The following is a 24,481-nucleotide window of genomic DNA, read 5'->3' on the forward strand; positions in this document are numbered from 1 at the left end:
GCATATATAGGAATGATTAAATTAGCTTGTACTTTTATTTGGCTTCGATGAAAATTTATTTTTGTGCACAGAGCCTAGGATTAAAATAGTAAATTTGTATAAATCCTGATTATTTTATTTAAATAAACTACTTAATACTCTATATTTGATTTATCAATGTTGTTAATTTTTATATTTCAAATGTCAAATAAACAAGTAAGATTACCTAATATGATTGCCTATGGTTCAGGTGATTTCTTTGGTGGCGGAGCATTTACTATTCTTGGTTTATGGTTAATGTACTTCTATACAAATATAGCTGGTTTATCAGCAGCTGAAGCAGGTCTAATAGTAGCAATAGGAAGAGGCTTAGATGTTTTTGCTGATCCTATTATGGGATATATTTCAGATAATTGGCGTGGTCCTATTGGCAGGAGAAAATTCTTTTTTGTAATAGGAGCTCCTTTAGTTTGGGTATTTACTTTACTATGGATACCTGGTTTTGGATTCTGGTACTATCTAGTTGGATATATTGCATTTAATTTTATATTCTCAATGATCCAAGTTCCTTATGAAACTCTGGCTGCTGAAATGACAGATAGCTATCATATCAGATCAAAAATGACTGGAATTAGAATGCTTTTTTCACAAAGCTCAAATATTGTAGCGGGCTTCTTACCTGCAGCAATTATGTACTTTTTTGCTAATGAAAAAACTTCATTTATAATCATGGGACTTATTTGTTCTTTTTTATTTATGCTGCCATGGATCTTTGTATACAAATTCACCTGGGAAAGAGATATTGAAACCTCAAAAAAATCTCATACCTCTTTAGTTAAAGAAATTAAATTTATTTTTATTAATATATTTTCAACTCTTAGAGTTAGAGCTTTTAGGCTTAACCTTTTGATGTATATCGGGGCTTTTGTTGCTTTAGATGTTTTTGGTGCTAGTTTTGCTTATTATTTTACATTTATTCTTCATTATGATGTAAGTTCGGCATCTGTGGTATATACATGCTTTTCTATAATCCAAGTAATTTCTGTACCAATAATTGCTTACTTATGTATAAAAATTGGTAGTGTAATGAGTTATCGCGTTGCTATTGGTTGTCTTATTTTAAGTATGTTTAGTTTTATCATTATTCCACTATTTAGCCCTACTATTTCATTAATACTTTTTGTTTTGATTATCTTTGTATTAGGTTTTGCTAGAGCTGGTTGCTACTTTACGCCGTGGAACGTTTATAATTTTATCGCTGATATAGATGAAGCTTTGACTACAAAAAGAAGAGAAGGAACTTTCGCAAGTACGATGACCGTATCACGCAAGCTAATTCAAGCATTAGCATTTGCGATTGTAGGTTTTACATTATCTATATTTAACTTTAAAGCTGGTGCTGCAGTTCAATCTAGCTCTGCATTATTAGGCATAAATATATGCTTTATTGGTGGAACTATACTATTTTGTATTATAGGAGCTGTAGCAAGCTCAAGATTTAGATTAACTCAAGCAAAACATTCAGTATTAGTTGATGAGCTAGAGCGCCTTAGAAATGGAGGTAACTTGGATGATGCTCCCGCTGAAGCAATTAATGTAGTAGAAGAACTTACTGGATGGCCACATCAAAAAACTTGGGGTCGAAACAACGCATTTTAGGATTTTAGATTATGTTAGATATTTGTAAATTTAAACTTAAAGATACTCGTAATGACCATATTTTATTTGAACTTCCAGAAAAACAAATTTTTGTAAGGGTTTATGTATTAGAAGAAAATATTTTTAGAATATTCTTTACTAAGTCTTTAAAACCAACCCTAGATAAAACATGGTCGATAACAAAAGATGATATACCTTTTGAAGGTATAGATAGGTTAGATACATCTAGCTTTGACTGTCCAGAATTTGAAGCTTATGGTGATGATAACTATGCCACAATACAAACTAACAAGCTAAAATGTGAAATAAATCTGGATGGTTTTATTATTAGCTGGTACAAAAAAGATTCAAATAATTGGATTAAAATTTCTCAAGACTTACAAACTCAAGCATATAATTTAGACTTCTGGTCAGATAGAGGAACTTATCATGCTATTAAGAAAGACCTCGATGCTATGTTTTTTGGCCTTGGTGAAAAAACAGGCTCTCTTAATCGTGATAAAAAGCGTTATGAAATGAAATCGATTGATCCTATGGGTTATGATTCAGAAAGTTCAGATCCACTATATAAACATATTCCTTTTTTCATATCTCACAATCCTATAAGTAGAGCATCTTTTGGTATTTTTTATGATAATTTAAGCGATAGCTCTTTTAACTTTGGTAAAGAAATCGATAATTATCATGGACCATATATCAGTTATGAGGCAAAAGCTGGAGATCTTGATTACTATTTTATACTTGGTGATAAAATTGCTGATGTTACAGAAACTTTTAGCTCTATTACAGGTAGAACTATCTTACCTCCTTGCTGGAGCTTATATTACTCAGGCTCTACAATGACCTATACAGATCTTCCAGATGCTCAGTCTCAAATGGATAACTTTATCAATGATTGTCAAAAGTATAATATCCAATGCGGCTCTTTTCAGCTAAGCTCAGGGTACACCTCTATTGGTGATAAGAGATATGTCTTTAATTGGAATCATTCAAAGTTCCCACATATAGAAGACTTTACTCAAAAATATCTTAATAATGGCATTAGGTTGTGTGCAAATATCAAACCATGCCTACTCCAAGATCACCCAAAACTAGATGAGGTAGCTAGCTTTAATGGTTTTATCAATAACAAGTACTATACCAAACCAGAGCTTGTACAATACTGGGATGAATTAGGCTATTACCTAGATTTCACAAACCCAAAAACAATTGACTGGTGGCAAGATAATGTTACAAGACAACTTTTAGAAAAAGGGATAGAATCTACCTGGAACGATAATAATGAATACGAAGTCTATAATGGCGATGCAGTATGTTATGGTTTTGGTAAAGAAATAAAAATAAAACATATTAAGCCAGTTCAATCGCTTCTTATGACCAAGTCTAGCTTTGAAGCCCAAAAAGCTTTTGCGCCGAATAAACGTCCCTACCTGATTACAAGATCTGGATGTGCTGGGCTACAAAGATACGCTCAGACCTGGACTGGAGATAACTATACAGAGTGGAAGACATTGAAATATAACTTAGAAATGTCTAAAGGCTTATCTTTGTCTGGTATTTATAACTTTGGACATGATATCGGTGGCTTTAGTGGTCCTGCTCCAGAACCTGAGCTTTTAATCCGCTGGATTCAACATGGTATTTTTTACCCTAGATTCACGATTCATTCGTGGAATGATGATAAATCCGTAAACACTCCATGGATGTATCCTGAAATTCTAGAAACTATACAAAAAGCTTTTGATTTACGTAATGAGCTAATTCCATATATTTATCAACTATGCTACCAAGCTCATAAGAATGCTAAGCCTATTATAAAACCAACCTTCTATGATTTTGAATCAGATATTAAAACACTCCAAGAAAATCCAGATTTTATGATTGGTGACCTACTCATAGCAAATATTTTAGAAAAGCACCAAAGAGTCCGCGAAGTATATTTACCCAAAGGCTCTAACTGGTATGACTATTATACTGGTGAAATCTATGAAGGTGGTAAAACTATTAGCTTAAATGTTAACATAGAAAGTATCCCTATATTTGTTAAAGAAGGGCGTATAATTGTGACCAATAAATCAAAAGCTCAATTTAATAATTTTGGCCAAGATTTAATATATAAATTATACCCTTCTTTAAGTGATGAAATAACAAATCATCAAATATATTTAGATGATGGTAAAACCATGGAATATTTAAACAATAAAAGTGGTATCACATATATTAAAGTGATAAATAAAAATGCTAAACTGGATATTAGTTGGAAATATGATGGTCACGAGAAATTTAAAGTTACTCAACCTCAAATAATTAATATGAATAAGGATTTAGAATATAATGCTTAATCTTCAAAAGTTACATGACTGTAGCCTGCCTAACTATGATCGTAATATTTTAAAACAGGGAGTATTACATATTGGTATAGGAGCTTTTCACAGAGCCCATCAAGTATTTTATATTGATAAGCTACTTAATTCTGGCGATAAAGATGCTCTAAACTGGGGCTATATAAGTGGTACTATTAGAACTAACCAAAAACTAATAAATGACCTAAAAGCAAATGATTGCCTATATACACTATCTGCTAATGATGAGTCAGGTACTAAAAATACTCTAATAGGTGCTCTAAAAGATGTCTACTTTGCGGGCAATGGTCAGTCTCAAGGCTTAATTACTAAAATTTCAGATCCTAATATAAAGATAATCACCTATACGGTGACAGAAAAAGGTTATTATGTTGATTTATCAACTCAAGAATTAGATTTTGAAAATCCAGATATTATTCATGATTTGGATAACATTAAAGCCCCTAAAACTGCTATAGGAATTACAGTTGCTGGATTATATAAACGTTGGCAAGAAAATCCTGAAGCTATTACCCTACTGAGTTGTGATAATATGCCAAACAATGGCAAGATTCTACAAAAGGCTATTCTTGAGTTTTCAAATAAATTAGATAATGAGTTAAGCTCATGGATATCTGAAAATGTAAGCTTCCCTAGCTCTATGGTTGATAGAATTGTTCCTGCTGTTACACAACAAACATTAGATAATATTGAAACTATGATTGGTCAAAAAGATACCTCAGCAGTAGCAACTGAAGAGTTCTCTCAATGGGTGATTGAAGATGATTTTGCCAATGGCCGCCCTGCTCTAGAAAAAGTTGGTGTTGAGTTTGTTAAAGATATCGAGCCATTTGAGAAATTAAAACTAACGATGCTAAATGGTAGTCATAGCTTGATTGCTTATCTTGGAGCATATGCAGGTTTAAAAACTGTAGATGAAGTTATATCCCAACCTGAGTTTTATACTTTTATTAGAAAATATATGTTAGAAGTTGCTGCTCCTTTAGTTGAAGGCTTACCTCAAGAAGTTTCGACTTCTAAGTATGCTGATAAGCTTCTACATAGATTTGCCAACCCACACCTTAAACACAAAACTGAGCAAATAGCTATGGATGGCTCTAAAAAGATCCCTCAAAGATGGTTAGGCTCTTTAGAGCATCTTTTAGAAAATAAGCAAAATTACGATATTTTAGCTCTTGGTATAGCTGGCTGGATATTATTTTGTAGCGGAAAAGACCAACATGGTAAAGACTTACAAATTAGCGATCCATTGCAAGATACTTACAAATCAATATATCAAGACAATAATCAATATAAGGATATAGTTAACAGCTTTTTATCACTAAAAAGTATATTTCCAGATAAGATTGCTACAGATAAAAACTTACACGAAAAAATAATATTTTTTATTGAAGAAATCAATAAAAATACCATTACGAAAACTCTAGCTAAATTAGGAGAATAAAATGATAGAATCATGGCGTTGGTTTGGGCCAAATGATCCTGTATGTATTGAAGATATTATGCAAACTGGAGTTACTGATATTGTAACTGCTCTTCACCATATTCCTAATGGTAAGGTATGGTCTATAGACGAAATTCAAAAAAGACAATATGAGGTTGAAAACTCTAGCAAGCTAGGTAAAACAAACCTAACTTGGTCAGTTGTTGAAAGTATACCAGTTCACGAAGATATCAAAAAAGGCAAATCCACACGTGACGAGTATATAGACAATTACTGCCAAAGCATTCGTAACTTAGCAAAATGTGGTATCAAGTTAATTATTTATAACTTTATGCCAGTACTAGATTGGACTCGTACAGATCTAGGTAAGCAAACATCTAAAGGCGCAAAAACACTATCTTTCGATGAAGTTGCATTTGCAGCTTTTGATATCCATATTCTAAAAAGACAAAATGCTGAGAGTGATTATAAAGCTAATGTCATTTCTCAAGCAAAAGAATATTTTAAGAATATGTCTAATGATGAAATAGAAAAACTTACTGCTAATATAATTGCAGGTCTACCTGGTGCTGAAGAAAGCTTTTCACTAGAACAGTTCCAAGCAGCTCTTGATGAGTATAAAGATGTCAATAAAGAAAGACTGCGCGAAAATCTTATCTACTTCCTTAAAAAAGTGATTCCTGTAGCTGAGGAAGTTGGTGCTAAATTAGCTATACATCCAGATGATCCACCGTTTGAATTATTTGGACTCCCAAGAATAATTAGCACTATAGAGGATTATGACTGGTTATTTGAAAATATTCCATCTATGGCTAATGGTATAACATTCTGTGCTGGATCACTAGGTTCTAGATGGGATAACAACTTACCTCTAATGGCTAAAAAAATTGGTAGAAGAATATACTTTACTCACCTAAGAAATGTTGCTCTTAATCCTGATAATCGTAGTTTTTATGAAGCTGAGCACTTATGTGGCAACACAGATATGTATGCTCTTATCAAAGAGATATTAAAGATTGAGAAAGATTCACAAGCAATATATATGCGTCCTGACCATGGACAACAAATGCTTTCAGATTTAGATAAAAAAACTAATCCTGGATATTCATGCATTGGGCGTATGAAAGGTCTTGCTGAAGTTCGTGGTGTTGCATATGCTGTTAAAAGAGAATTAGAAAATGAGTCAAAATAAACTTTTAGCTATTGGAGAGTGCATGCTTGAGCTTAGTGGTCAGATTCAGCTAGGCTCTCAAGCTAAACTAAACTTTGGTGGGGATGTTTTAAATACTGCGTTATATTACGCAAGGCTTAATGGTAATGTCTCTTTTCTTACAGCTCTTGGTGACGATAATTTTTCAACTCAAATGATATCTCATTGGGAGAACGAGAATATTGACACATCAAAGATTTTGAAGATAAAAGACAAAGTCCCTGGTTTATACGCAATTCAAACAGATAACCAAGGAGAAAGAAGCTTTTATTACTGGCGCGAACAAGCCCCTATTAAAGATATTTTTTATCACTTATCAAAAGAAGATTTAGATAGATATAATAATGAATATGATTATCTATATTTTTCTGGCATATCCCTTTCAAGGTGGGATGATAAACAGTTAGACATATTTGCAAGTTGGTTAAAAAATTTTAAAGCTTCTAACAAAAGTAAAGAAATTATTTTTGATTTAAATTATCGTCCAAAATGCTGGCAATCAAAACAGCAAACAAAAGACTATTTACATAAGGTTTTAAAGTATGTAACTATAGTTCTAACAACTTTCGATGATGAAGAGCTTCTTTTTGATGATACTAGCTATCAGCAAACCCTCAATAGATATAATAATTTTAATATCCCTATTGTTATCATAAAGCATGGTATAAATCCTACTGTATTACAACATGAAGATTCAATTAACTTAATTAAAGCTACTAAAATAGTTACACCTATAGATACAACAGCTGCTGGAGATAGCTTTAATGCAGCTTTCTTAGCAGCTTTCACAAACAAACTAGACTTAGAAACAAGTATTAAATTTGCTCAAAATTTTGCAGCTGAAATCATACAGCACCAAGGTGCTATAATTGATAAAAAACATACTGATAAATATATAAATAAGTTAAAGGAACTAACAAATGACAATAGCTAAATTACTTAAAGAAAATCCTCTAATTCCTGTAGTTTCGGCTGATACTCTTGAAGAGGCCAATGATGTAATTAAAAAAGTTAAAGAAAAAGGTCTTAATATAATTGAGTTTACATTAAGAACCCCAAACTCTTTTGATGTTATTAGACAAGTGATCAAATCTAATCATGATCTAATTATTGGTGTAGGAACTATAACGACTTTTGAGCAATTTAGAAAAGCTATGTATCTTGAAGCAGACTTCTATGTTTCTCCTGGCAGTAGTCATGATTTACTAGACTTTGCTCGTGAACATAATCTTAAATATTTACCAGGTGCTATAACACCTTTTGAAATTATGACCGCTATGAACTATGGTTTTAAAACGGTTAAGTTTTTTCCAGCAGAAGCATTTGGTGGAATAAAGGTCTTAAAGAACTACAAAGCTGTATTCGCTGATGTGAAATTCTGTGCTACTGGAGGAGTCAACTCTCAAAACCAGCAGGAATATTTAGATCTAGAAAATGTTATTGCTATAGGAAGTTCATCGTTAATATAAAAGGAGAAAATATATGTTAAACGATAACGTGTTAATGCCTATTGATAAACAAACAAGAGATTTAGCTCTTGAGATTTATCAACATATAAAAAATCTACCAATAATTAGCCCTCATGGACATACTGATCCTGCATGGTTTGATGAAAATAAACCTTTTGAGAATCCTGTTGAATTACTTATAAAACCTGATCATTATATTTTTAGAATGTTTTATTCACAAGGATTAAGACTAGAAGACTTTGGTATTTCACGAAAGGATGATAAAGCCGTTGAAACAGATCCTAAAAAAATATGGCACAAAGTTGCCCAAAATTGGTACTTATTTAGAGGAACTCAAGTTGGTCTATGGTTTGATGCTCAATTAAAGACCGTATTTAATTATGATAAACCTTTTACACCTAAAACTGCTGATGAACTATATGAACATATTGATAACTGTTTAAAACAAAAAGAATTTCTTCCTCGTGAGATATGTAACAGGTTTAACATAAAAGCTATCGCAACAACTGATGATGTAACTGATGATCTAACACATCATAGAAATATTGCTAATTCAGATTTTGACTGTCAAATAATACCTACATTTCGACCAGATAGTGTTACAAACCCAGAGCTACACCCTGTTCATAAGAACATCAAAAAATTAGCTAAAAGACTTAATACTAAGATTGATTCATATGATGACTTTATTAAAGTTCTAGCAGAAAGACGTGAGTTCTTTAAAGCTAATGGTGCTACAGCTTCTGATCATGGAGTTACTGTACCGAATACTTATGATTTAGATAAAACTGAACGCCGTAACTTATTTAAAAAGATTGTTTCTGATACTGCTACAGCTAAAGAAAAACAAATTTTTAGTGGGCAAATGCTTACTGAAATGGCAAAAATGGCTACTGATGATGGACTTGTTATGCAAATCCATGCCGGTGTTTTTAGAAACCATAATACAAGAATCCAAAGAAAATTTGGTAATGATAAAGGCTGTGATATTCCTCTTAAATGTGATTATGTAAACGGCCTATATCCTCTTTTAAATAAAGTAGGAAATAATCGTAACTTTAAAACAGTTTTATTTACTATGGATGAGTCAACTTACTCACGTGAGCTAGCTCCTCTAGCTGGACATTACCCTAGTGTCTTTTTAGGCCCTCCATGGTGGTTTAATGATTCAGCTGAAGGAATGAAAAGATTTCGTCATGCTGTAACAGAAACTGCAGGTTTCTATAATTGTTCAGGATTTATAGATGACACTCGTGCCCTATTATCTATCCCAGTTAGGCATGACATAGCTCGACGTGTTGATGCTGTGTATCTAGCTGAGATGGTACTCTTAGGTAGAATATCAAAACAAGATGCCTTAGATATAGCTTATGATTTGACTTATACTCAATCTATTAAAATTTTTAACATGAATATATCATCCTAATACTCTGAAATTTTTCTTATAATATCCAATTTAACAAATAGTATAAAAAGTAGTTCAAATTGATTCTTAATAGCTATATAGTAATGCTTATAAGCATTACTATAATATTCGTTAGATGCTATAACAATTCTTTGAAATTATATTAGCAATAGGCTATGGTTTTAGTATGCTTAATTTCTTTAGTATGAGTATTTTAGTGAAGTTAGGATTATAAAATTACAAATCTGTATTTCCTAATATGGAACTCACTACTTTCTAAAGAAAGTATAAGAATATAAAGTAGTTTTAACGATAGCACTTATGTGAATAATGTTCGCGTGAGCTTATATTTTGGAGGAATAAAAATGCAATCTCAACAAAAATCAGCTAAATTATATGTAATTATAATAGTTGCTGTAGCTGCAATTGGTGGCCTACTATTTGGCTTTGATACATCTATTATTGCTGGAGCAACACCTTTTGTCCAAAAAGAGTTTTCAGCTGAACATTGGCAACTTGAGTTAGTTGTTAGCTTCTGTGTTTTAGGTGCATTTTTTGGTGCTCTTATAAGTGGTTACTTCACAGATAAATTTGGTCGTAAAAAAGCAATGATCGCTACAAGCCTACTTTTTATAATAGGTACTTTAATAGCTGCATTAGCACCAAATATCGAAACATTGATATTCGGTAGATTTATCTTAGGTGCAGCTATAGGTATTGCTTCATTTGCAGCACCTTTATTTATAGCTGAAGTTGCCCCAGCTTCTAAAAGAGGATCTCTAGTACTTTGGAATGGTGCGTTTCTTACAGGTGGACAGGTTATTGCTTTTCTAGTTGATTATTATTTCACAAGTAGTGGTAGCTGGCGTGCTATGGTTGCTACAGGATTAATTCCGGCTGTTTTACTTTTCATTGGTATGTGCTTTATGCCATATTCGCCAAAGTGGTTATTTTCTAAAGGTAAGAAAGATGAGGCTTATGAAACTTTAACTAAGATTCGTGAAACTGAGCATGATGTTTCTGAAGAGCTATCTGCTATTAAAAATAATTTAGAAAATTCTAGTCGACTTAAATTCTCTGCTATATTTAACAAAACAGTTCGCCCTGTTCTTTATATAGGTTTAGCGCTTGGTATATTTCAACAGTTCTTCGGTATAAATACAGTAATGTATTATGGACCATATATTATGTCAAACATTGGTTTCCAAGGTGCTGAAATGAAGATGTTGATGACATTATCTTTAGGTCTTGTAAACTTCATTGCAACAATCGTCACTATTATATATATTGATAGATTAGGTAGAAGAAAATTCTTACTAATTGGCTCTGCTATGGCGGCATTAAGCTTATTTAGTATGATTTATCTACTACATAACGTTTCAAATGGAGCTACTGCAATACTAGCTTTAATATGCTTATTGATATATATCGTAGGTTATTGTATAAGTGTAGGATCTCTTTTCTGGTTAATTATTTCAGAAATTTTCCCTTTAAATGTAAGAGCTTCGGCTATGAGCTTTGTTGCATCTATTCAGTGGTTAGCTAATTTTGTTGTTGCAGCAACTTTCTTAACTATATTGACAAGTTTAGGAATATCATTTACCTTTGGGATATATGCATGTATTGCAGCCCTAGCATTTATAGTTACATATTTATTTGTTCCTGAGACTAAGGGAGTACATCTTGAAACGATTGAAAACAATCTAAATAAAGGTGTACCTACAAGATATCTTGGTAAGGATGATTATAAATTTACAAATTAATTTTTAAGGAGAAATACAATGTCTCAAACAGCTGAAAACACTTTTGGAGAATTCCGTAATTACACGGATAGTAAATTCCAAGACCGAGTAGAAAGAACTTATAGAGAAATGCATATTAATCAAAACCCTGATTATGTTGCTAAAATGAAGCAGAAATACTTCAAGCTTGAACTTGGTAAGATGGATGTCTACGAGGTATTTAAACTTCTTGAGAATGTTCATGATGAAAGTGATCCTGATAATGACCTACCTCAAATTGAGCATGCATACCAAACAGCTGAGGCCTGCCAAAATAAATTTTTGAAAAATGACTGTGAGATTAGAGATAATGCTCTAATTAGATCTCTATTTAGAGACCATGAATGGCAAAGTCTCCCTAAGGTTTGGCAAGATTTCTACACAGAAAAACAGAGTTTAAGCAATTTATATAGCCATATCAAAGATTGGTCATGGTTCCCATTAGTTGGTTTTGTACATGATTTAGGTAAGATCATGACACTACCAGAATATGGCCAGCTACCTCAATGGTCAACTGTTGGTGATACATATCCAGTAGCATGTCCTTTTGCTAGTGCGAATGTTTTCTCACATAAAGAGTTTGTTAAAGAGTCTACAGACTATGATAAATATAACTCTCAATCAGAGACTCATTATGGAAAGTATCAAAAAAAATGTGGTTTTGATAATGTTGATATGAGTTTTGGCCATGATGAATATATTTATAAAGTTTTCGAACAAGGTAGTGATATACCTTATGAAGGTTTATATCTTCTTCGTTATCATTCGTTCTATCCTTGGCATACTCCACAAACAGGTGGATTGGCATACCAAGAGCTTGCTAGTGAAAGAGATTGGTTACTATTACCTTTGCTAAAAGCTTTCCAAAAAGCAGATTTATATTCAAAATTACCAGAACTTCCACCTAAAGAGGTATTAGAGAAAAAATATAAAACTCTTTTAGAAAAATGGGTTCCTAAGAAAAAAATAAATTGGTAATTAATTTTTTATTATAAATTTTCATCTATAAAACTTACGCTCTAATATGATTCTAAAAACTTTATCAAAATTTAAAGCAAAACCAGCAATCATGCTTACAACAAATAATAATATAGAAAAATTCTGATCTATTAACGACTCAAAGAAAAATGTAATTACAGGAATAAAAGAAAATAATATACCTATTTCGTTTTCTCCTAATATATTAATAGCATTTTGGGAAAAAAGCATAGGTAGAACTCTATTAATTACTCCAAGTATGATAAGTTGTACTACTAAATAAATATACGATACTGTTATATATTCATATTTACCATAAGATATAGAAAAACCAAAACCTATAAATGATATTAATATTAAAGGATAAAACCTAATAGATAACATTCCTATAACATTAAGATCATTATTCTGTGAAAATTTTTTTGAAAATTTTGCATATAAATATAGAAAAAAACCATTCAAAATACAGGCAACTAAACCTATTAAAGAAGCATCTTTATTGAAAACATATGATATTAATACTGCTATTATACATATAATACTTTTAATTAAATATTTACTACAAATAGCTGAGCATGCAGCTAAAGATAAAAAAGTTACAGCTAAAGAAAATGATGCACCAGAATATACTGTACCCACATATGAGAATAGCCATGCAAAAGATATAGAGCTTGAACAAAGAAGCCAGAGTTTAATATCTTTAAAAATCATTTTATGTGAAGATATAATATTACCTAAGTTACACATATTAAAAATAATATATGCGCATAATGTAGAGAACAATAACATAGCCCAAATATTGGCTAAACTCCCTAATATTTCAACATATACTGTGGAAAGAGCTATATTTAAAATATAGCCCCAAGCATATAAAAATCCGATATTTCTTTTCATTTGTAAGACTTCCTTTGCAATACAAAATCTATTTCATATGTAACTCTATATCTAACTTCTAATTACCATTAATTAAATAGTTTTCTCACAGGAAACCAAGGCTCCTAAAGCCCATGATGGGCTTTCTGACTTATATGGTAATTCTGAAAAATCACTACCAATAGCATCAATTATATTTGATTTCATTGGTCCTAATAAATGACGAACAACAATACCTGCATCTCTCCAATCACTTCCTGTCACATTATAGCAATGTTTTATATATTGCTTATAATCACCAGTATCAAGTAACTCTAAACCTTCTTTGACTCTTGCTGTAATGACTTTTAGGCCTTTATTATCAGGGAAATATGCTTTTTCTTTAGGAGTACCATAAGCAATACCATGATGTGAGTGATCTGCTGTAGCAACTATTACTGAGTCTTCTGCTAGTTCTTTTAACTCTTCTATTCCTGGTAGAGTTTGTGGCTTATCTCCTGTTAGATGTATATATCTTTCTATTACTGTAGGCTCTTCAATGCCTCTAGATTGTGAAACAACTTTCAACATTCTTCGAAATGCATACAAAGCATGATCATCTTTCCATGTATCAATTCTTTCAGATAAGCCTGGACCATAAATTCCTCGTAAAGGCTCATTAATAATATTTTCCAACGGCTCTGTTGCTACTCTGACTCTTGCCTCTTCCATTTCATTAGAAAATGGATGCAATACACTAATTACTAGTACTTTTTTACTGCCTGACTCAAGTATTGCATTTATTACAGCTAAAAGCATATATCCACAATCGGCAACATGAACATGAGGGAAAACCAAAGCCCCTCCTGTATTTAAAATCGATGATAACTCAAAATCACTTGCTTTTTTCTGCATTTTTATAAAATCATCTTTTGTTAACCTATTAAATTCATTTTTATATAAACCATTAAAATCTTTAAGTAATTGAGCTCTATCTAACTTCATAAACATATTCCTAGTTTAAATATTAGTATGCAATAATTATAAAATCATAAGAGCATAGAATTAACCAAAGTTTGTCGAATATACTCTTCGAGATATTTCATAAAATGAACTAAAATAGTATTTATTACCTTACAAACATTTAATCTATAAGTATTTCTAATAATGTTATCCTAATTAATACCAAAGCGTTTTTATATTGATTATGGAATTGAAAAAAAAAGACATCTTTAATTACTCTTTTATTGCCCTACCCGTAGCATTTGCTAGTATTCCTATATATATCTTTTTACCAGATTATTATCATACAAATTATGCTATAAACCTAACACTTCTGAGTATAGTTCTATTTATGCTTAGATGCTTAGATGCAGTATTAGATCCATTTATTGGTTGGTATTGTGATAGGTTTCATAAACTAAGTAAGATAAGCCTAGTTATAGTTATACTAGCCTTTATAATCGGTGTGTATATTATGTGCGTACCCATATTCTCAAATAAGATATTAAATCTCTCAATAGGCATATTTTTATCAACATTTGCTTTTAGCTATATAACTATATTTTCTATTACAAAAGGTGCGTTATGGTTAAAAGATGATAATGGTAAATCAATAATTATTGGAGCTAGAGAAATCTCAAATATTATTGGTGTTTTAACAGCATCAGTATTATTATCAATATTTTTAATCTATCTACCAAGTCGACAAGGCTATTTTCTCTATGCAATTGTCTCAATTATTTTAATAATGATAGCTAGTATATTCTTCTTTAAGTGGTTAGATAAGGCTAGCCTAACAGACAATAACACGCAAAAAATATACAGTTTTAATATAAAAAACTATATTAATCATTTTGACAAGCAAGGTGTCTTATTGTTTATTGTATATACAATAAGTGCTGTAGGCTCTACCTTGCCAGCTGTTACATTAGTTTTTTTTAGTAAATATGTTTTAGATACACCTAATTTTACCGGTGTATATCTTTTTACATATTTTCTAGGAGCTATTATATTTATTCCTATTATCAAGAAGTTAGCCTTAAAATTTGGTATCTTAAAAGTTTGGGCTATAGTATTAATACTTTATGCTTTAGTTTTTTCTTTTGTATTTCTTTTATCAGCTGGACAATTTATAGCCTTTACACTAATTTGTTTATTTGCAGGAGCTGGATTAGCAGCAGAACTAATACTACCAAGTATATTACTTGCAAAATGGATAGATAGTTATCCTGAGCGTAGAGAGCTTGGCAATGGCTACTACGCAATTTTAGCCTTTATAGGTAAACTTAGCTTTGCAATAGCTACTATTATTACCTTTCCTATTATTAGTTATTCAACTCCTGAAAATCTTGATACTATTCTAAGGTTAATTTACTGTATATTACCTTGCCTTGCTAAAGTTTTAGCAGCACTAATAATTTTAATTTTTTATAAAAAAGTATTTATTGAAAAATAAATCATAAATCACTTTGAATATAGAGCCTTGCTGCTGAAAAGTCATAAATTGACTTAGTATCCTCTAACTCTTTAAACCCTAAAACACAAACTACTCCTAGAAATTTACTCAAAGGTTCTATATTTGCTGAAGTTGCCTTAAGATTAAATAACTGTAATCTCTTTTGATAAAAAGCATTTAAAGGATTAAGTGTAAGACTCGCAATATTAGTATCAGAGATTGTTAGTGTTCCACCCGTTGCCTTTATTGTTTTTTTAGAAGTAGTTTTTAAACTAGCCTTCTTACTATAGCTATAAGATACGGTAAAATCTGAAGTTCCTGTATCAACCAAACAATTCACTGGAGAATTCTTATTAAATGCTACAGGCATAATTTGACGTTGTGAAATTAAACTTATTAAATTAATTAATAAATAATTCTTAACCTGTAATTTTTGACCAATTAAATAATGATCTTTAGGAGTTAGCTGTCTAGTAGTTAGATATATACTATTATTAGAGAAGTTAAATATAGCATTGTATTTCTTTAAAAAATTAGTCCCTATAACAATAGTTGGATATTGCTTTTTTTTAGGCTGATTAGTAATATTAGCAATAACATTTTTTAAAATAATATTACCAACTTTTATTCGCTTCAAAATCACATTATGATTAATGCTTGTTTGACCTGCCATATTCTTTGAGTGATTTAATCTACTGTCTTCTTTAAGCTTAAGTTGTTTAACAGAGCTATTAAAAATACTTACCCCGCTAGAGCCTGTATCAAATAAAATATAAGCTTTATTTTCATTAACTTCTCCTATTAAATATGGAGCAGGAAAATTTTTATAATTATCAAGTAAGCTTAATTTTTGATAGTTATATTTTTGTGTTAGATAATTCTCTAAATTTTCTGCTTGTAAAGTATTTATAAAAAAGCAGAGAATAAAAACAATTAAAAATCTCATATTTAATTTCCTTAATTATAATCTATTATTTTATTTCCTATAATAATACAAAAAGTTACTGTTTAACAATAACTAAATATTGAAAAACAATAATTTTTAAGCTATATTTTATTAATAGAATAAATATCAATAAAATAAACAAATGTACTCACTTCAGCAAAAAAGTAGATTATATAAAAAGTTCTTTAAACTAGTATTTATAGTTATAATAATACTAGTTCCATTATTTTGGGCATGTGTACAAACAAACCTTGATATTTTTGACTCTATTGGAGTATCTCAGTCATTTACAAGCTATATCTCTCATAGACTATCGTTAACAACAAGAATCTTTGCATTATTTGTAAGTCTAATTCCTACTCTTGCAGTTCTAAATATTATTGAGCTACTTATAAGATTATTTAACAATTATGAAAACCTTGAAGTATTTTCATCTAAAGTCGTCTCTATCTATAAGAGTCTTGGTAATGCCTTAGTATATTGGTTTATTGCTAAGTTAATCTATGGACCTTTAATAACATTGACTCTAAGCTATAATAATCCTCCTGGAGAAAGATTTATTGGTGTTTCTATAGATACTTTAGATATCTTAGCTTTAATTACTGGAGCTATAGTTATAGCAATTGCATCAGTAATGCAAAAAGCCAAAGAAATCTCTGAAGAAAATGAACTAACAATCTAAAAGGTATACTTTAAATATGGCTATAAAGATTAATTTAGCAGCTATTATGGCAGATAAAAAAGTTCGATCAAAAGAACTAGCTCAAGCTATTGGGATTACTGAGCAAAATTTTTCTATACTTAAAAATCAAAAGGCTAAAGCAGTTAGGTTTTCTACATTAGAAGCTATTTGTAAATATTTAGATTGCCAACCGGGAGATATTCTTATATATCAAGATGATAAATAACTAAATTAATAAGTTCTGCTGCTTGTCAGGATTTAAGTTCTCAGGGATTTTTAACTTAAAGTGATTATATGCTATTAAAGTAGCTATTCGCCCTCTTGCAGTACGCATTATATAACCTTGTTGAATCAAATAAGGTTCGATAACATCTTCAATCGTACCTTTTTCTTCACTTAAAGCTGCAGCTATAGTATCTAATCCAACTGGACCACCACCAAACTTTTCAATAAGTGTTAATAGATATCTATGGTCCATATGATCAAAGCCTACAGGATCTACTTTTAACATTGTTAAAGCTTTGTCAGCTGTTTCATAATTTATTTCACCAGAGCTTTTTACTTGAGCATAATCTCTAACTCTGCGTAATAGTCTATTTGCGATTCTAGGAGTTCCTCTTGAACGTTTAGCTATCTCTTGTGCTCCATCCTCAGTTATCTCTAACTCAAGTAACTTAGCAGAGCGATAAACAATCTTTGCCAGATCTTCAACAGAGTAAAACTCTAAACGTTGAATAATACCAAATCTATCTCTAAGAGGCGATGTCAGCAATCCTGCTCTTGTAGTAGCTCCAACTAATGTAAATGGTGGTAGGTCAATCTTTATTGATCTAGCAGCTGGACCTTCTCCAATCATAATATCAAGCTGATAATCTTCCATAGCAGGATATAAAATCTCTTCAACAACCGGACTTAAACGATGAATTTCATCAATAAATAAAACATCATTTTCTTCAAGGTTTGTTAAAAGTGCTGCTAGATCTCCTGCTTTTTCTAAAACTGGACCACTTGTTTGTTTAAGCTCCACGCCCATTTCATTAGCGATAATATTTGACAAGGTCGTTTTACCTAAGCCTGGAGGGCCAAATATAAGAGTATGATCAAGCGCATCATTACGAGATTTTGCAGCCTCGATAAATATCTCCATCTGCTCTCTTACTACTGGTTGACCTTCATATTCAGCTAAAGTCTTCGGCCTAATAGCTCTATCTATAACATTTTCATCATTACTTTGAGCAGTATTTGCTGAAATTATTCTATCTGTTTCAATCATATCTTAATTTATAAATTATAAGTACTTACACTAAAAGTATAACACTGTTATATATTTTATCGTAAAACTATTGAGCTGTATAACCACCATCTATAGGAATCAAACCACCAGTCATAAATTTACTTTTATCGCTAAATAAGAAGTACACCAAATTTGCAACCTCTTCTGGTTGAGCAATTCTTTGTAAAGGGAATTCTTCCTCTTCACCCTTGTGTGCTTGCTCAAATGATATTCCTACATTTTGAGCATATCTTTGTATCAAATTTCTATAAAAATCTGTATCGACAGTTCCTGGACAGACCGCATTTACACGGACATTATCCTTAGCTAAATCAATAGCTAACGACTTTGTCATCTGAGCAATAGCACCTTTACTTGTCGTATAAGCAAAGCTATTTGATTTTGCGACAAAACATTGATCAGAGCCATTAAATACAATAGAAGCGCCATTACTAATATTTTCTTTCAAACCTTTAATCAGATAAATATTAGACCAAATGTTCACATCAAATACTTTTTTAATATCTTGTACCTCAATATCAAAAATAGAGCCTTTGATTAATACTCCTGCATTTAAAAATATACCATCAAATGAAACATCTTTAAGACTAGCTAAAGCTTTTTGTATATCTTGCTCTTTAGTTAAATCAGTTTTGATAAATTTAGCATCATTTTTATTCTCTGGTTCTATAAAATCTATATTAAAAACTTGGTTATTTTTATCCTGTTTTAATATATCAATGAGAGCCTTCCCAATTCCATTTGAACCACCAGTAACTAAGTAATTTGCCATACTGTATTAATTAAAATTTTATCTTGTGTAAATAATAGCTAATAACCTTTGAAAAAGGCAAATATTTTGTCTAAAATTTAAGTAATTATTCCATTATTTATACTAGGAGAAACTAGTGGATCTAAAAGAATTCAAAAAAATAGAGCTTTCTCACTTTAAAGATGCTAAATCTGTCGAATACCTTAAAGATGAAGTAAATCGTTTATTATTTTTAGATAGTCCAGCATTAGCAGTTTTTAGAGACTTTGAAGCACATAAAGCTTTAGCAATTAGAGGTGATACTCATATAAAAGATGTAAAAGCTAAATTAATTGATAATCACTTAGATTATGCACTTGTAACTAACTCTAGTGATAAAGTTACAGGTACTATTTCTTTACATTATATTGAAGGTCAAGGTTTACAAGAAAGAGCTAGAGATGCTGGTGTTAAACCTGCTGAACTAACTGCTGATGATGCTAAATTTGATATATCAATGGTTAATGTTGCATCTTATGCAATTATTAAAGAAGCAAAAATTGGTCATATATTAAATACGCTAATAAACTCTACGCATCCTCACTTTGTTGTTTCTGATAAAAACAAAGAAGGTGAAAAATATATTCGTGGTTATTTTTCTTTACCATATATTCGTAAAAAATTAGGGTTATTAGATGTTTTTCATTCTTATACAAAAGAAGAAATTGCTAGAATAACTCGTTTTTCTTCATAACTTATTAATTAATATAGTCACTAATAACATTATAAAATTCTTTTGCTACAATTGTGTATCCTTTTGCATTAGGGTGAACTGTATCAACCATTAATTTCTTATTACCAAATAGTCCATCAAGAACATTAGGAACAAGCAAGCAGCCATTATCCTTAGCAAATGTAATATAATCATTCGCATAATCATTAGTATAGTAAGGAATATCCAATCCCCCAATAACAACAAGTGCTCCATTTGCTTGTAGAATCTCAACTATTTGCTTGAGATTGTCAAAGGCTTCACCAGCAGGAATTCTCTTTTTAAGATCATTACCACCTAAAGTTATAAGAACAATCTTAGGGTCTTTAGCTACTACACTATTAATTCTCTCTAAAGCCTGCTGAGTTGTCTCGCCAGATATCCCCATATTAATAATAGGTTGATTAATCATTTTAGAAAGCTGAGATGGATAGTTATCTTTTTTATCTACTCTATAACCTGCTGTTAGACTATCACCAAAAGCAACTATAGTTTTGCCTTTTGGATTACTATTAATAATATGCCAATTATTATAACTAGTTGAGAAAAAGACATAATAAATTAGATAAATTATAATACAAGCAATTATAGCTATAATTATTTTTTTCATTTACTCGCATACTAAAATAGCTCTAATTATAATTATAAGATATATGTATGATTTTTAAATTAATTATTTAAGAATATTATCAAGTTCACTAGATATTTTTTCGCAAGAAAGATTGCTTTGGTCTAGTAATAAATCTTTTGTTCCATGATTTAAAAATTCATCTTGAAGACCAAAGTTTCTTATAGTTAAATCCTTATTTAAGTCATTAGCTACTAAGTATTCATTAACAGCAGAACCTGCGCCACCAGCAACAGAGTTCTCTTCTAAAGTTAAGATTATTTTATGTGATTTACAAATATTATCTATTGCTTGTTCATCAAGAGGTTTTACAAAGCGCATATCTATAACTGTGGCATTATATTTATCTGCAACTTGCTTAGCAACCGGCAGTAAAACACCAAAATTAAATATAGCTACTTTAGAGCCTTCTTTTATCAATTTTGATTTACCAAGCTCTAAGTCTAATTCATCTGTAACTTCAGCTCCAATACCAGCCCCTCTTGGATAACGTACCATAGCTGGGCCATGATACTCATAACCTAGATCAAGCATATGGTGAGCTTCATTTTCATCACTAGGTGTCATTATTATATGATTTGGAATACAACGCATAAATGATAAATCAAAACTTCCATCATGTGTCGCGCCATCTGCACCAACTAGACCGGCTCTATCTACTGCATATAGAACATCTAAATTCTGCAAAGCAACATCATGAATGACTTGATCATAGGCCCTTTGTAAGAATGTAGAATAAATAGCTACAACAGGTTTTAAACCTTGACAAGCTAAGCCTCCTGCAAATGTAACAGCATGCTGTTCTGCAATAGCAACATCAAAATATCTATTAGGATACTCTTGAGAGAATTTTATTAAATCAGAACCCTCTTTCATTGCAGGAGTAACACCCACTAAACGATCATCTTTAGCTGCTTTTTGACAAATCCAATTACCAAAAATGTTTGAATAAGTTGGTTTTGATGCTTTAGCACTACTCTCTCCAGTGTGAAAACTCGGCGCTACATGATGGAATTTAATAGGATCTGATTCAGCTTTAGTATAGCCTTTACCTTTTTTAGTTATTATATGTAATAATTTAGGTCCTTTATGATCTTTTAAGATTCTTAAAGTTTTTACTAACTCATTAACATCATGACCATCTATCGGTCCAACATAATAAAATCCTAAATCTTCAAAAAAGTTTGCAGGAACAAACATCCCTTTAGTTTGAGTCTCAATTTTTTTGACAAATTCAAACATCGGAGGAATATTTCTTAAAACTTCTTTACCTTTTTCGCGAATGCTATTATAAAAACCTCCAGAGATAATCTTACTAAAATGAGCAGAAAGTCCACCTACATTATCCGAAATAGACATTTCATTATCATTTAAGACTACTAAAACATCCTCTTTTATACCACCAGCATGATTTAGAGCTTCAAATGCCATACCACCTGTAATAGCTCCATCACCGATTACCGCTACAGTACTAGATGGTTTACCTTTTAGCCTATCCCCTATTGCCATACCAATAGCAGCACTAATAGAGGTACTAGAGTGCCCTACACCAAAAGTATCATATTCACTCTCACTACGCTTTGGAAAACCAGATATTCCACCATCTTTTTTGATGGTTACTAACTGATCTTTTCTTCCTGTAAGAATTTTATGAATATAGGTTTGATGTCCAACATCCCAGACGATATTATCATATGGTGTATTATAAACATAATGCAAAGCTACAGTTAGCTCTGTAGCTCCTAGACTACTTGCAAAATGTCCACCACTAACATCAAGCGTATCAACTAAGAAACTTCTTAGCTCTGATGATAGCTCCTTAAGCTGACTTTCAGAAAGATACTTTAGATCTTTTGGAGTGTTTATCTTATCTAAAATTTTGTATTTTGACATATCTTTTATATCTACTTATCTGCTGGATGATTGTTTTTACCATCTAAATATTCAACATTTTTAAATTTATCTATATCCACACCATCAATACAAGCTATGTTTATACCATATTCATTAGGATTTGATCTTCTTTTATGGTGCGTGTATATACCACAAACTGAACAAAAATAATGTTCAGCAGTATGTGTACCAAAAGTATATTTAGTAAACTTTTCTTGACCTTTTATAATTTCAAGGTTATCTAATAATACAGAAGCTACAATTGCTCCTTTTCTGCTACAAATAGAACAATTACAGCGCCTTAAATTTTCTAAACCATTCGGCAGATATAATTGTAATTCTATAGCATTACAATGACATGTAGATCTATATTTTGTATTCATATTATTCCCACTCAATAGTTCCAGGTGGTTTACCTGTCACATCATAAACAACACGAGAAACTTTTTTCACCTCATTGACTATTCTATTAGAAACCAACGATAGGAAATCATAAGGTAAATTTGCCCATGTTGCAGTCATAAAATCAATACTCACAACAGCTCTTAAAGCTATTACGTATTCATATCTACGTTGGTCACCAACGACACCAACAGATTTAACTGGCAAAAACACGCCAAAAGCCTGAGAAATATCATGGTATAAGTTATGCTTATATAACTCTTCTGTAAATATAGCATCTGCTTTTTGTAGAGTTTCTACATATTCTTTTTTGATCTCACCTAATATACGCACACCTAATCCAGGACCTGGAAAAGGATGTCTGTAAAGCATGTTATATGGTAAGCCTAAGCCTAGGCCTAGTCTACGCACTTCATCTTTAAAAAGCTCTCTTAATGGCTCTAAAAGCTTTAGTTTCATCTCTTTAGGTAAGCCACCTACATTATGATGAGATTTGATAACATGAGCTTTTGATTTATTGTTGCCTGCTGACTCAATTACATCACTATATATAGTGCCTTGAGCAAGCCATTTAGCATTTTCGATTTTTGCAGCTTCTTCATCAAATATATCTACAAAAAGCTTACCAATGATTTTACGTTTTTGCTCAGGATCACAAGCTCCTTCTAGAGCTCTTAGAAATCTATCTTTTGCATTTACACGAATAACATTAATATCCATATGCTCTGCAAAAACTTCCATCACTTGATCACCTTCATTTAAACGAAGTAAACCAGTATCTACAAATATACAAGTTAGCTGATCACCTATAGCTTCATGTAAGATTGCAGCTACAACAGATGAGTCTACACCTCCTGATAAACCTAAGATAACTCTATCTGAGCCAACTTGCTTTTTAATCTCAACAATATCATTTTCAATAATATTATCAATATTCCATAAAGTGTCACAACCACAGATATTCACAACAAAATTCTCTACAATTTGTTTACCATTTTCTGTATGAGTTGTCTCTGGATGAAATTGTACACCAAAGAAAGGCTTAGTTTTATGGGCAACAGCTGCTACAGGTGCATTCACAGAAGATGCAATCACTTCGAAATGCTCACCCGTTTGTGTAACTTTATCGCTATGGCTCATCCAAACTAATTGCTCACTATCTAAATTCGAAAAAATATTGTTCTGAGAGTTTAACACCTCGATCATTGCCTTACCAAATTCACTTTGATCAGAACCTTTAACTTCGCCACCATGTTGCATAACCATAGTCTGCATACCATAGCAAATACCAAGCACAGGAACTCCCAAATCAAAAATTATTTCTGGAGCTTTTATATGAGAATCGTAAACAGACTCAGGCCCACCTGAAAGAACTATCCCTTTTGCGTTATATTCTTTGATAAACTCATTATCTATATCGTGAGGAAAAATCTCACAAAAAACACCAACTTCTCTGACTCTACGAGCAATAAGCTGTGTATATTGCGAGCCAAAATCTAAAATCAAAATTTTATGATTATGTATATCTGTCATTAT

22 protein-coding genes are annotated in these 24,481 nt (G+C 31.4%); 13 read left to right on the plus strand and 9 right to left on the minus strand.

Annotation, left to right across the window (positions count from 1 at the left end):
- The first annotated feature begins 180 nt into the window (after positions 1-180).
- The 9 genes from AB8E56_RS05580 (at position 181) to AB8E56_RS05620 (ending at position 12,288) form a co-directional block, all read left to right on the plus strand.
- Entirely contained in the window at positions 181-1,638 is a 1,458-nt protein-coding gene (locus AB8E56_RS05580) for an MFS transporter (RefSeq protein WP_329478876.1), read from the plus strand.
- Positions 1,639-1,649: 11 nt separating this feature from the next.
- Positions 1,650-3,980, plus strand: coding sequence for a TIM-barrel domain-containing protein (locus AB8E56_RS05585; RefSeq protein WP_329478878.1), 2,331 nt, complete (start codon positions 1,650-1,652; stop codon positions 3,978-3,980).
- A complete protein-coding gene (locus tag AB8E56_RS05590; RefSeq protein ID WP_329478881.1) occupies positions 3,973-5,445 on the plus strand; it encodes a mannitol dehydrogenase family protein in 1,473 nt (490 codons plus the stop codon). The genes AB8E56_RS05585 and AB8E56_RS05590 overlap by 8 nt, the downstream gene beginning before the upstream one ends.
- 1 nt (position 5,446) lies before the next feature.
- Complete coding sequence (gene uxuA, locus AB8E56_RS05595) at positions 5,447-6,637, plus strand: mannonate dehydratase (protein ID WP_329478883.1); 1,191 nt, start codon at positions 5,447-5,449, stop codon at positions 6,635-6,637.
- Positions 6,624-7,589: a sugar kinase gene (locus AB8E56_RS05600; RefSeq protein WP_329478885.1), complete on the plus strand. Its 966-nt coding sequence runs from the start codon at positions 6,624-6,626 to the stop codon at positions 7,587-7,589. The genes uxuA and AB8E56_RS05600 overlap by 14 nt, the downstream gene beginning before the upstream one ends.
- Positions 7,576-8,124: a bifunctional 4-hydroxy-2-oxoglutarate aldolase/2-dehydro-3-deoxy-phosphogluconate aldolase gene (eda, locus tag AB8E56_RS05605; protein ID WP_329478888.1), complete on the plus strand. Its 549-nt coding sequence runs from the start codon at positions 7,576-7,578 to the stop codon at positions 8,122-8,124. The genes AB8E56_RS05600 and eda overlap by 14 nt, the downstream gene beginning before the upstream one ends.
- Before the next feature lie 13 nt (positions 8,125-8,137).
- Positions 8,138-9,550, plus strand: coding sequence for a glucuronate isomerase (uxaC, locus tag AB8E56_RS05610; RefSeq protein ID WP_329478890.1), 1,413 nt, complete (start codon positions 8,138-8,140; stop codon positions 9,548-9,550).
- Positions 9,551-9,894: 344 nt separating this feature from the next.
- The gene (locus AB8E56_RS05615) at positions 9,895-11,292 is read left to right on the plus strand and encodes a sugar porter family MFS transporter (RefSeq protein ID WP_329478893.1); all 1,398 of its coding nucleotides are present in this window, start codon (positions 9,895-9,897) and stop codon (positions 11,290-11,292) included.
- An 18-nt stretch (positions 11,293-11,310) separates the two neighbouring features.
- Positions 11,311-12,288, plus strand: a complete 978-nt coding sequence (locus AB8E56_RS05620; RefSeq protein WP_329478895.1) for an inositol oxygenase family protein — start codon at positions 11,311-11,313, stop codon at positions 12,286-12,288.
- A gap of 21 nt (positions 12,289-12,309) precedes the next feature.
- Here AB8E56_RS05620 and AB8E56_RS05625 read toward each other — a convergent pair whose 3' ends face one another.
- Both AB8E56_RS05625 and AB8E56_RS05630 read right to left on the minus strand, forming a co-directional pair.
- Positions 12,310-13,182, minus strand: coding sequence for a hypothetical protein (locus AB8E56_RS05625; protein ID WP_329478897.1), 873 nt, complete (start codon positions 13,180-13,182; stop codon positions 12,310-12,312).
- A gap of 72 nt (positions 13,183-13,254) precedes the next feature.
- Entirely contained in the window at positions 13,255-14,145 is an 891-nt protein-coding gene (locus tag AB8E56_RS05630; RefSeq protein WP_329478899.1) for a hypothetical protein, read from the minus strand.
- 202 nt (positions 14,146-14,347) lie between these two features.
- On the opposite strand from AB8E56_RS05630, the gene AB8E56_RS05635 reads away from it, so the two are divergent.
- On the plus strand, positions 14,348-15,598 hold the full coding sequence (locus AB8E56_RS05635) for an MFS transporter (RefSeq protein WP_329478901.1): 1,251 nt from the start codon (positions 14,348-14,350) through the stop codon (positions 15,596-15,598).
- Position 15,599: 1 nt separating this feature from the next.
- Here the strand turns inward: AB8E56_RS05635 and AB8E56_RS05640 are convergent, their stop codons facing one another.
- A complete protein-coding gene (locus AB8E56_RS05640) occupies positions 15,600-16,544 on the minus strand; it encodes an aspartyl protease family protein (protein ID WP_329478903.1) in 945 nt (314 codons plus the stop codon).
- A gap of 142 nt (positions 16,545-16,686) precedes the next feature.
- Here AB8E56_RS05640 and AB8E56_RS05645 point away from each other — a divergent pair, with 142 nt between their 5' ends.
- Positions 16,687-17,226 carry a DUF2975 domain-containing protein gene (locus AB8E56_RS05645; RefSeq protein ID WP_329478905.1) on the plus strand — a complete coding sequence of 180 codons (540 nt, stop codon included), beginning with the start codon at positions 16,687-16,689 and terminating at the stop codon, positions 17,224-17,226.
- A 16-nt stretch (positions 17,227-17,242) separates the two neighbouring features.
- Positions 17,243-17,452: a helix-turn-helix transcriptional regulator gene (locus AB8E56_RS05650; protein ID WP_329478908.1), complete on the plus strand. Its 210-nt coding sequence runs from the start codon at positions 17,243-17,245 to the stop codon at positions 17,450-17,452.
- On the opposite strand, the gene ruvB is transcribed toward AB8E56_RS05650, so the two are convergent.
- Entirely contained in the window at positions 17,453-18,499 is a 1,047-nt protein-coding gene (ruvB, locus tag AB8E56_RS05655; protein WP_329478911.1) for a Holliday junction branch migration DNA helicase RuvB, read from the minus strand.
- A 67-nt stretch (positions 18,500-18,566) separates the two neighbouring features.
- Positions 18,567-19,292: an SDR family oxidoreductase gene (locus AB8E56_RS05660; RefSeq protein WP_329478913.1), complete on the minus strand. Its 726-nt coding sequence runs from the start codon at positions 19,290-19,292 to the stop codon at positions 18,567-18,569.
- Between the two features lie 115 nt (positions 19,293-19,407).
- Here AB8E56_RS05660 and AB8E56_RS05665 point away from each other — a divergent pair, with 115 nt between their 5' ends.
- Positions 19,408-20,004 (plus strand): hypothetical protein, encoded by a 597-nt coding sequence (locus AB8E56_RS05665; RefSeq protein WP_329478915.1) that lies wholly within the window; start codon positions 19,408-19,410, stop codon positions 20,002-20,004.
- 4 nt (positions 20,005-20,008) lie between these two features.
- On the opposite strand, the gene AB8E56_RS05670 is transcribed toward AB8E56_RS05665, so the two are convergent.
- The 4 genes from AB8E56_RS05670 to guaA all read right to left on the minus strand — a co-directional run bounded on the left by AB8E56_RS05670 (position 20,009) and on the right by guaA (position 24,478).
- Complete coding sequence (locus tag AB8E56_RS05670; protein ID WP_329478917.1) at positions 20,009-20,632, minus strand: arylesterase; 624 nt, start codon at positions 20,630-20,632, stop codon at positions 20,009-20,011.
- Positions 20,633-20,695: 63 nt separating this feature from the next.
- Complete coding sequence (gene dxs / locus AB8E56_RS05675; RefSeq protein WP_329478919.1) at positions 20,696-22,543, minus strand: 1-deoxy-D-xylulose-5-phosphate synthase; 1,848 nt, start codon at positions 22,541-22,543, stop codon at positions 20,696-20,698.
- An 11-nt stretch (positions 22,544-22,554) separates the two neighbouring features.
- Complete coding sequence (locus tag AB8E56_RS05680) at positions 22,555-22,926, minus strand: GFA family protein (protein ID WP_329478921.1); 372 nt, start codon at positions 22,924-22,926, stop codon at positions 22,555-22,557.
- A 1-nt stretch (position 22,927) separates the two neighbouring features.
- Positions 22,928-24,478 carry a glutamine-hydrolyzing GMP synthase gene (gene guaA, locus AB8E56_RS05685; RefSeq protein WP_329478923.1) on the minus strand — a complete coding sequence of 517 codons (1,551 nt, stop codon included), beginning with the start codon at positions 24,476-24,478 and terminating at the stop codon, positions 22,928-22,930.
- Between the last annotated feature and the right edge of the window lie 3 nt (positions 24,479-24,481).

This window comes from Francisella sp. 19X1-34, from assembly GCF_041102755.1.
Classification (GTDB): Bacteria; Pseudomonadota; Gammaproteobacteria; order Francisellales; family Francisellaceae; genus Francisella.

What these genes read in the sequence shown, in the direction of transcription:
- AB8E56_RS05580 (WP_329478876.1), top strand. Translation starts at nt 181, where the DNA reads ATGTCAAATAAACAAGTAAGATTACCTAATATGATTGCCTATGGTTCA.
- AB8E56_RS05585 (WP_329478878.1), top strand. Translation starts at nt 1,650, where the DNA reads ATGTTAGATATTTGTAAATTTAAACTTAAAGATACTCGTAATGACCAT.
- AB8E56_RS05590 (WP_329478881.1), top strand. Translation starts at nt 3,973, where the DNA reads ATGCTTAATCTTCAAAAGTTACATGACTGTAGCCTGCCTAACTATGAT.
- uxuA (WP_329478883.1), top strand. Translation starts at nt 5,447, where the DNA reads ATGATAGAATCATGGCGTTGGTTTGGGCCAAATGATCCTGTATGTATT.
- AB8E56_RS05600 (WP_329478885.1), top strand. Translation starts at nt 6,624, where the DNA reads ATGAGTCAAAATAAACTTTTAGCTATTGGAGAGTGCATGCTTGAGCTT.
- eda (WP_329478888.1), top strand. Translation starts at nt 7,576, where the DNA reads ATGACAATAGCTAAATTACTTAAAGAAAATCCTCTAATTCCTGTAGTT.
- uxaC (WP_329478890.1), top strand. Translation starts at nt 8,138, where the DNA reads ATGTTAAACGATAACGTGTTAATGCCTATTGATAAACAAACAAGAGAT.
- AB8E56_RS05615 (WP_329478893.1), top strand. Translation starts at nt 9,895, where the DNA reads ATGCAATCTCAACAAAAATCAGCTAAATTATATGTAATTATAATAGTT.
- AB8E56_RS05620 (WP_329478895.1), top strand. Translation starts at nt 11,311, where the DNA reads ATGTCTCAAACAGCTGAAAACACTTTTGGAGAATTCCGTAATTACACG.
- AB8E56_RS05625 (WP_329478897.1), bottom strand. Translation starts at nt 13,182, where the DNA reads ATGAAAAGAAATATCGGATTTTTATATGCTTGGGGCTATATTTTAAAT.
- AB8E56_RS05630 (WP_329478899.1), bottom strand. Translation starts at nt 14,145, where the DNA reads ATGAAGTTAGATAGAGCTCAATTACTTAAAGATTTTAATGGTTTATAT.
- AB8E56_RS05635 (WP_329478901.1), top strand. Translation starts at nt 14,348, where the DNA reads ATGGAATTGAAAAAAAAAGACATCTTTAATTACTCTTTTATTGCCCTA.
- AB8E56_RS05640 (WP_329478903.1), bottom strand. Translation starts at nt 16,544, where the DNA reads ATGAGATTTTTAATTGTTTTTATTCTCTGCTTTTTTATAAATACTTTA.
- AB8E56_RS05645 (WP_329478905.1), top strand. Translation starts at nt 16,687, where the DNA reads ATGTACTCACTTCAGCAAAAAAGTAGATTATATAAAAAGTTCTTTAAA.
- AB8E56_RS05650 (WP_329478908.1), top strand. Translation starts at nt 17,243, where the DNA reads ATGGCTATAAAGATTAATTTAGCAGCTATTATGGCAGATAAAAAAGTT.
- ruvB (WP_329478911.1), bottom strand. Translation starts at nt 18,499, where the DNA reads ATGATTGAAACAGATAGAATAATTTCAGCAAATACTGCTCAAAGTAAT.
- AB8E56_RS05660 (WP_329478913.1), bottom strand. Translation starts at nt 19,292, where the DNA reads ATGGCAAATTACTTAGTTACTGGTGGTTCAAATGGAATTGGGAAGGCT.
- AB8E56_RS05670 (WP_329478917.1), bottom strand. Translation starts at nt 20,632, where the DNA reads ATGAAAAAAATAATTATAGCTATAATTGCTTGTATTATAATTTATCTA.
- dxs (WP_329478919.1), bottom strand. Translation starts at nt 22,543, where the DNA reads ATGTCAAAATACAAAATTTTAGATAAGATAAACACTCCAAAAGATCTA.
- AB8E56_RS05680 (WP_329478921.1), bottom strand. Translation starts at nt 22,926, where the DNA reads ATGAATACAAAATATAGATCTACATGTCATTGTAATGCTATAGAATTA.
- guaA (WP_329478923.1), bottom strand. Translation starts at nt 24,478, where the DNA reads ATGACAGATATACATAATCATAAAATTTTGATTTTAGATTTTGGCTCG.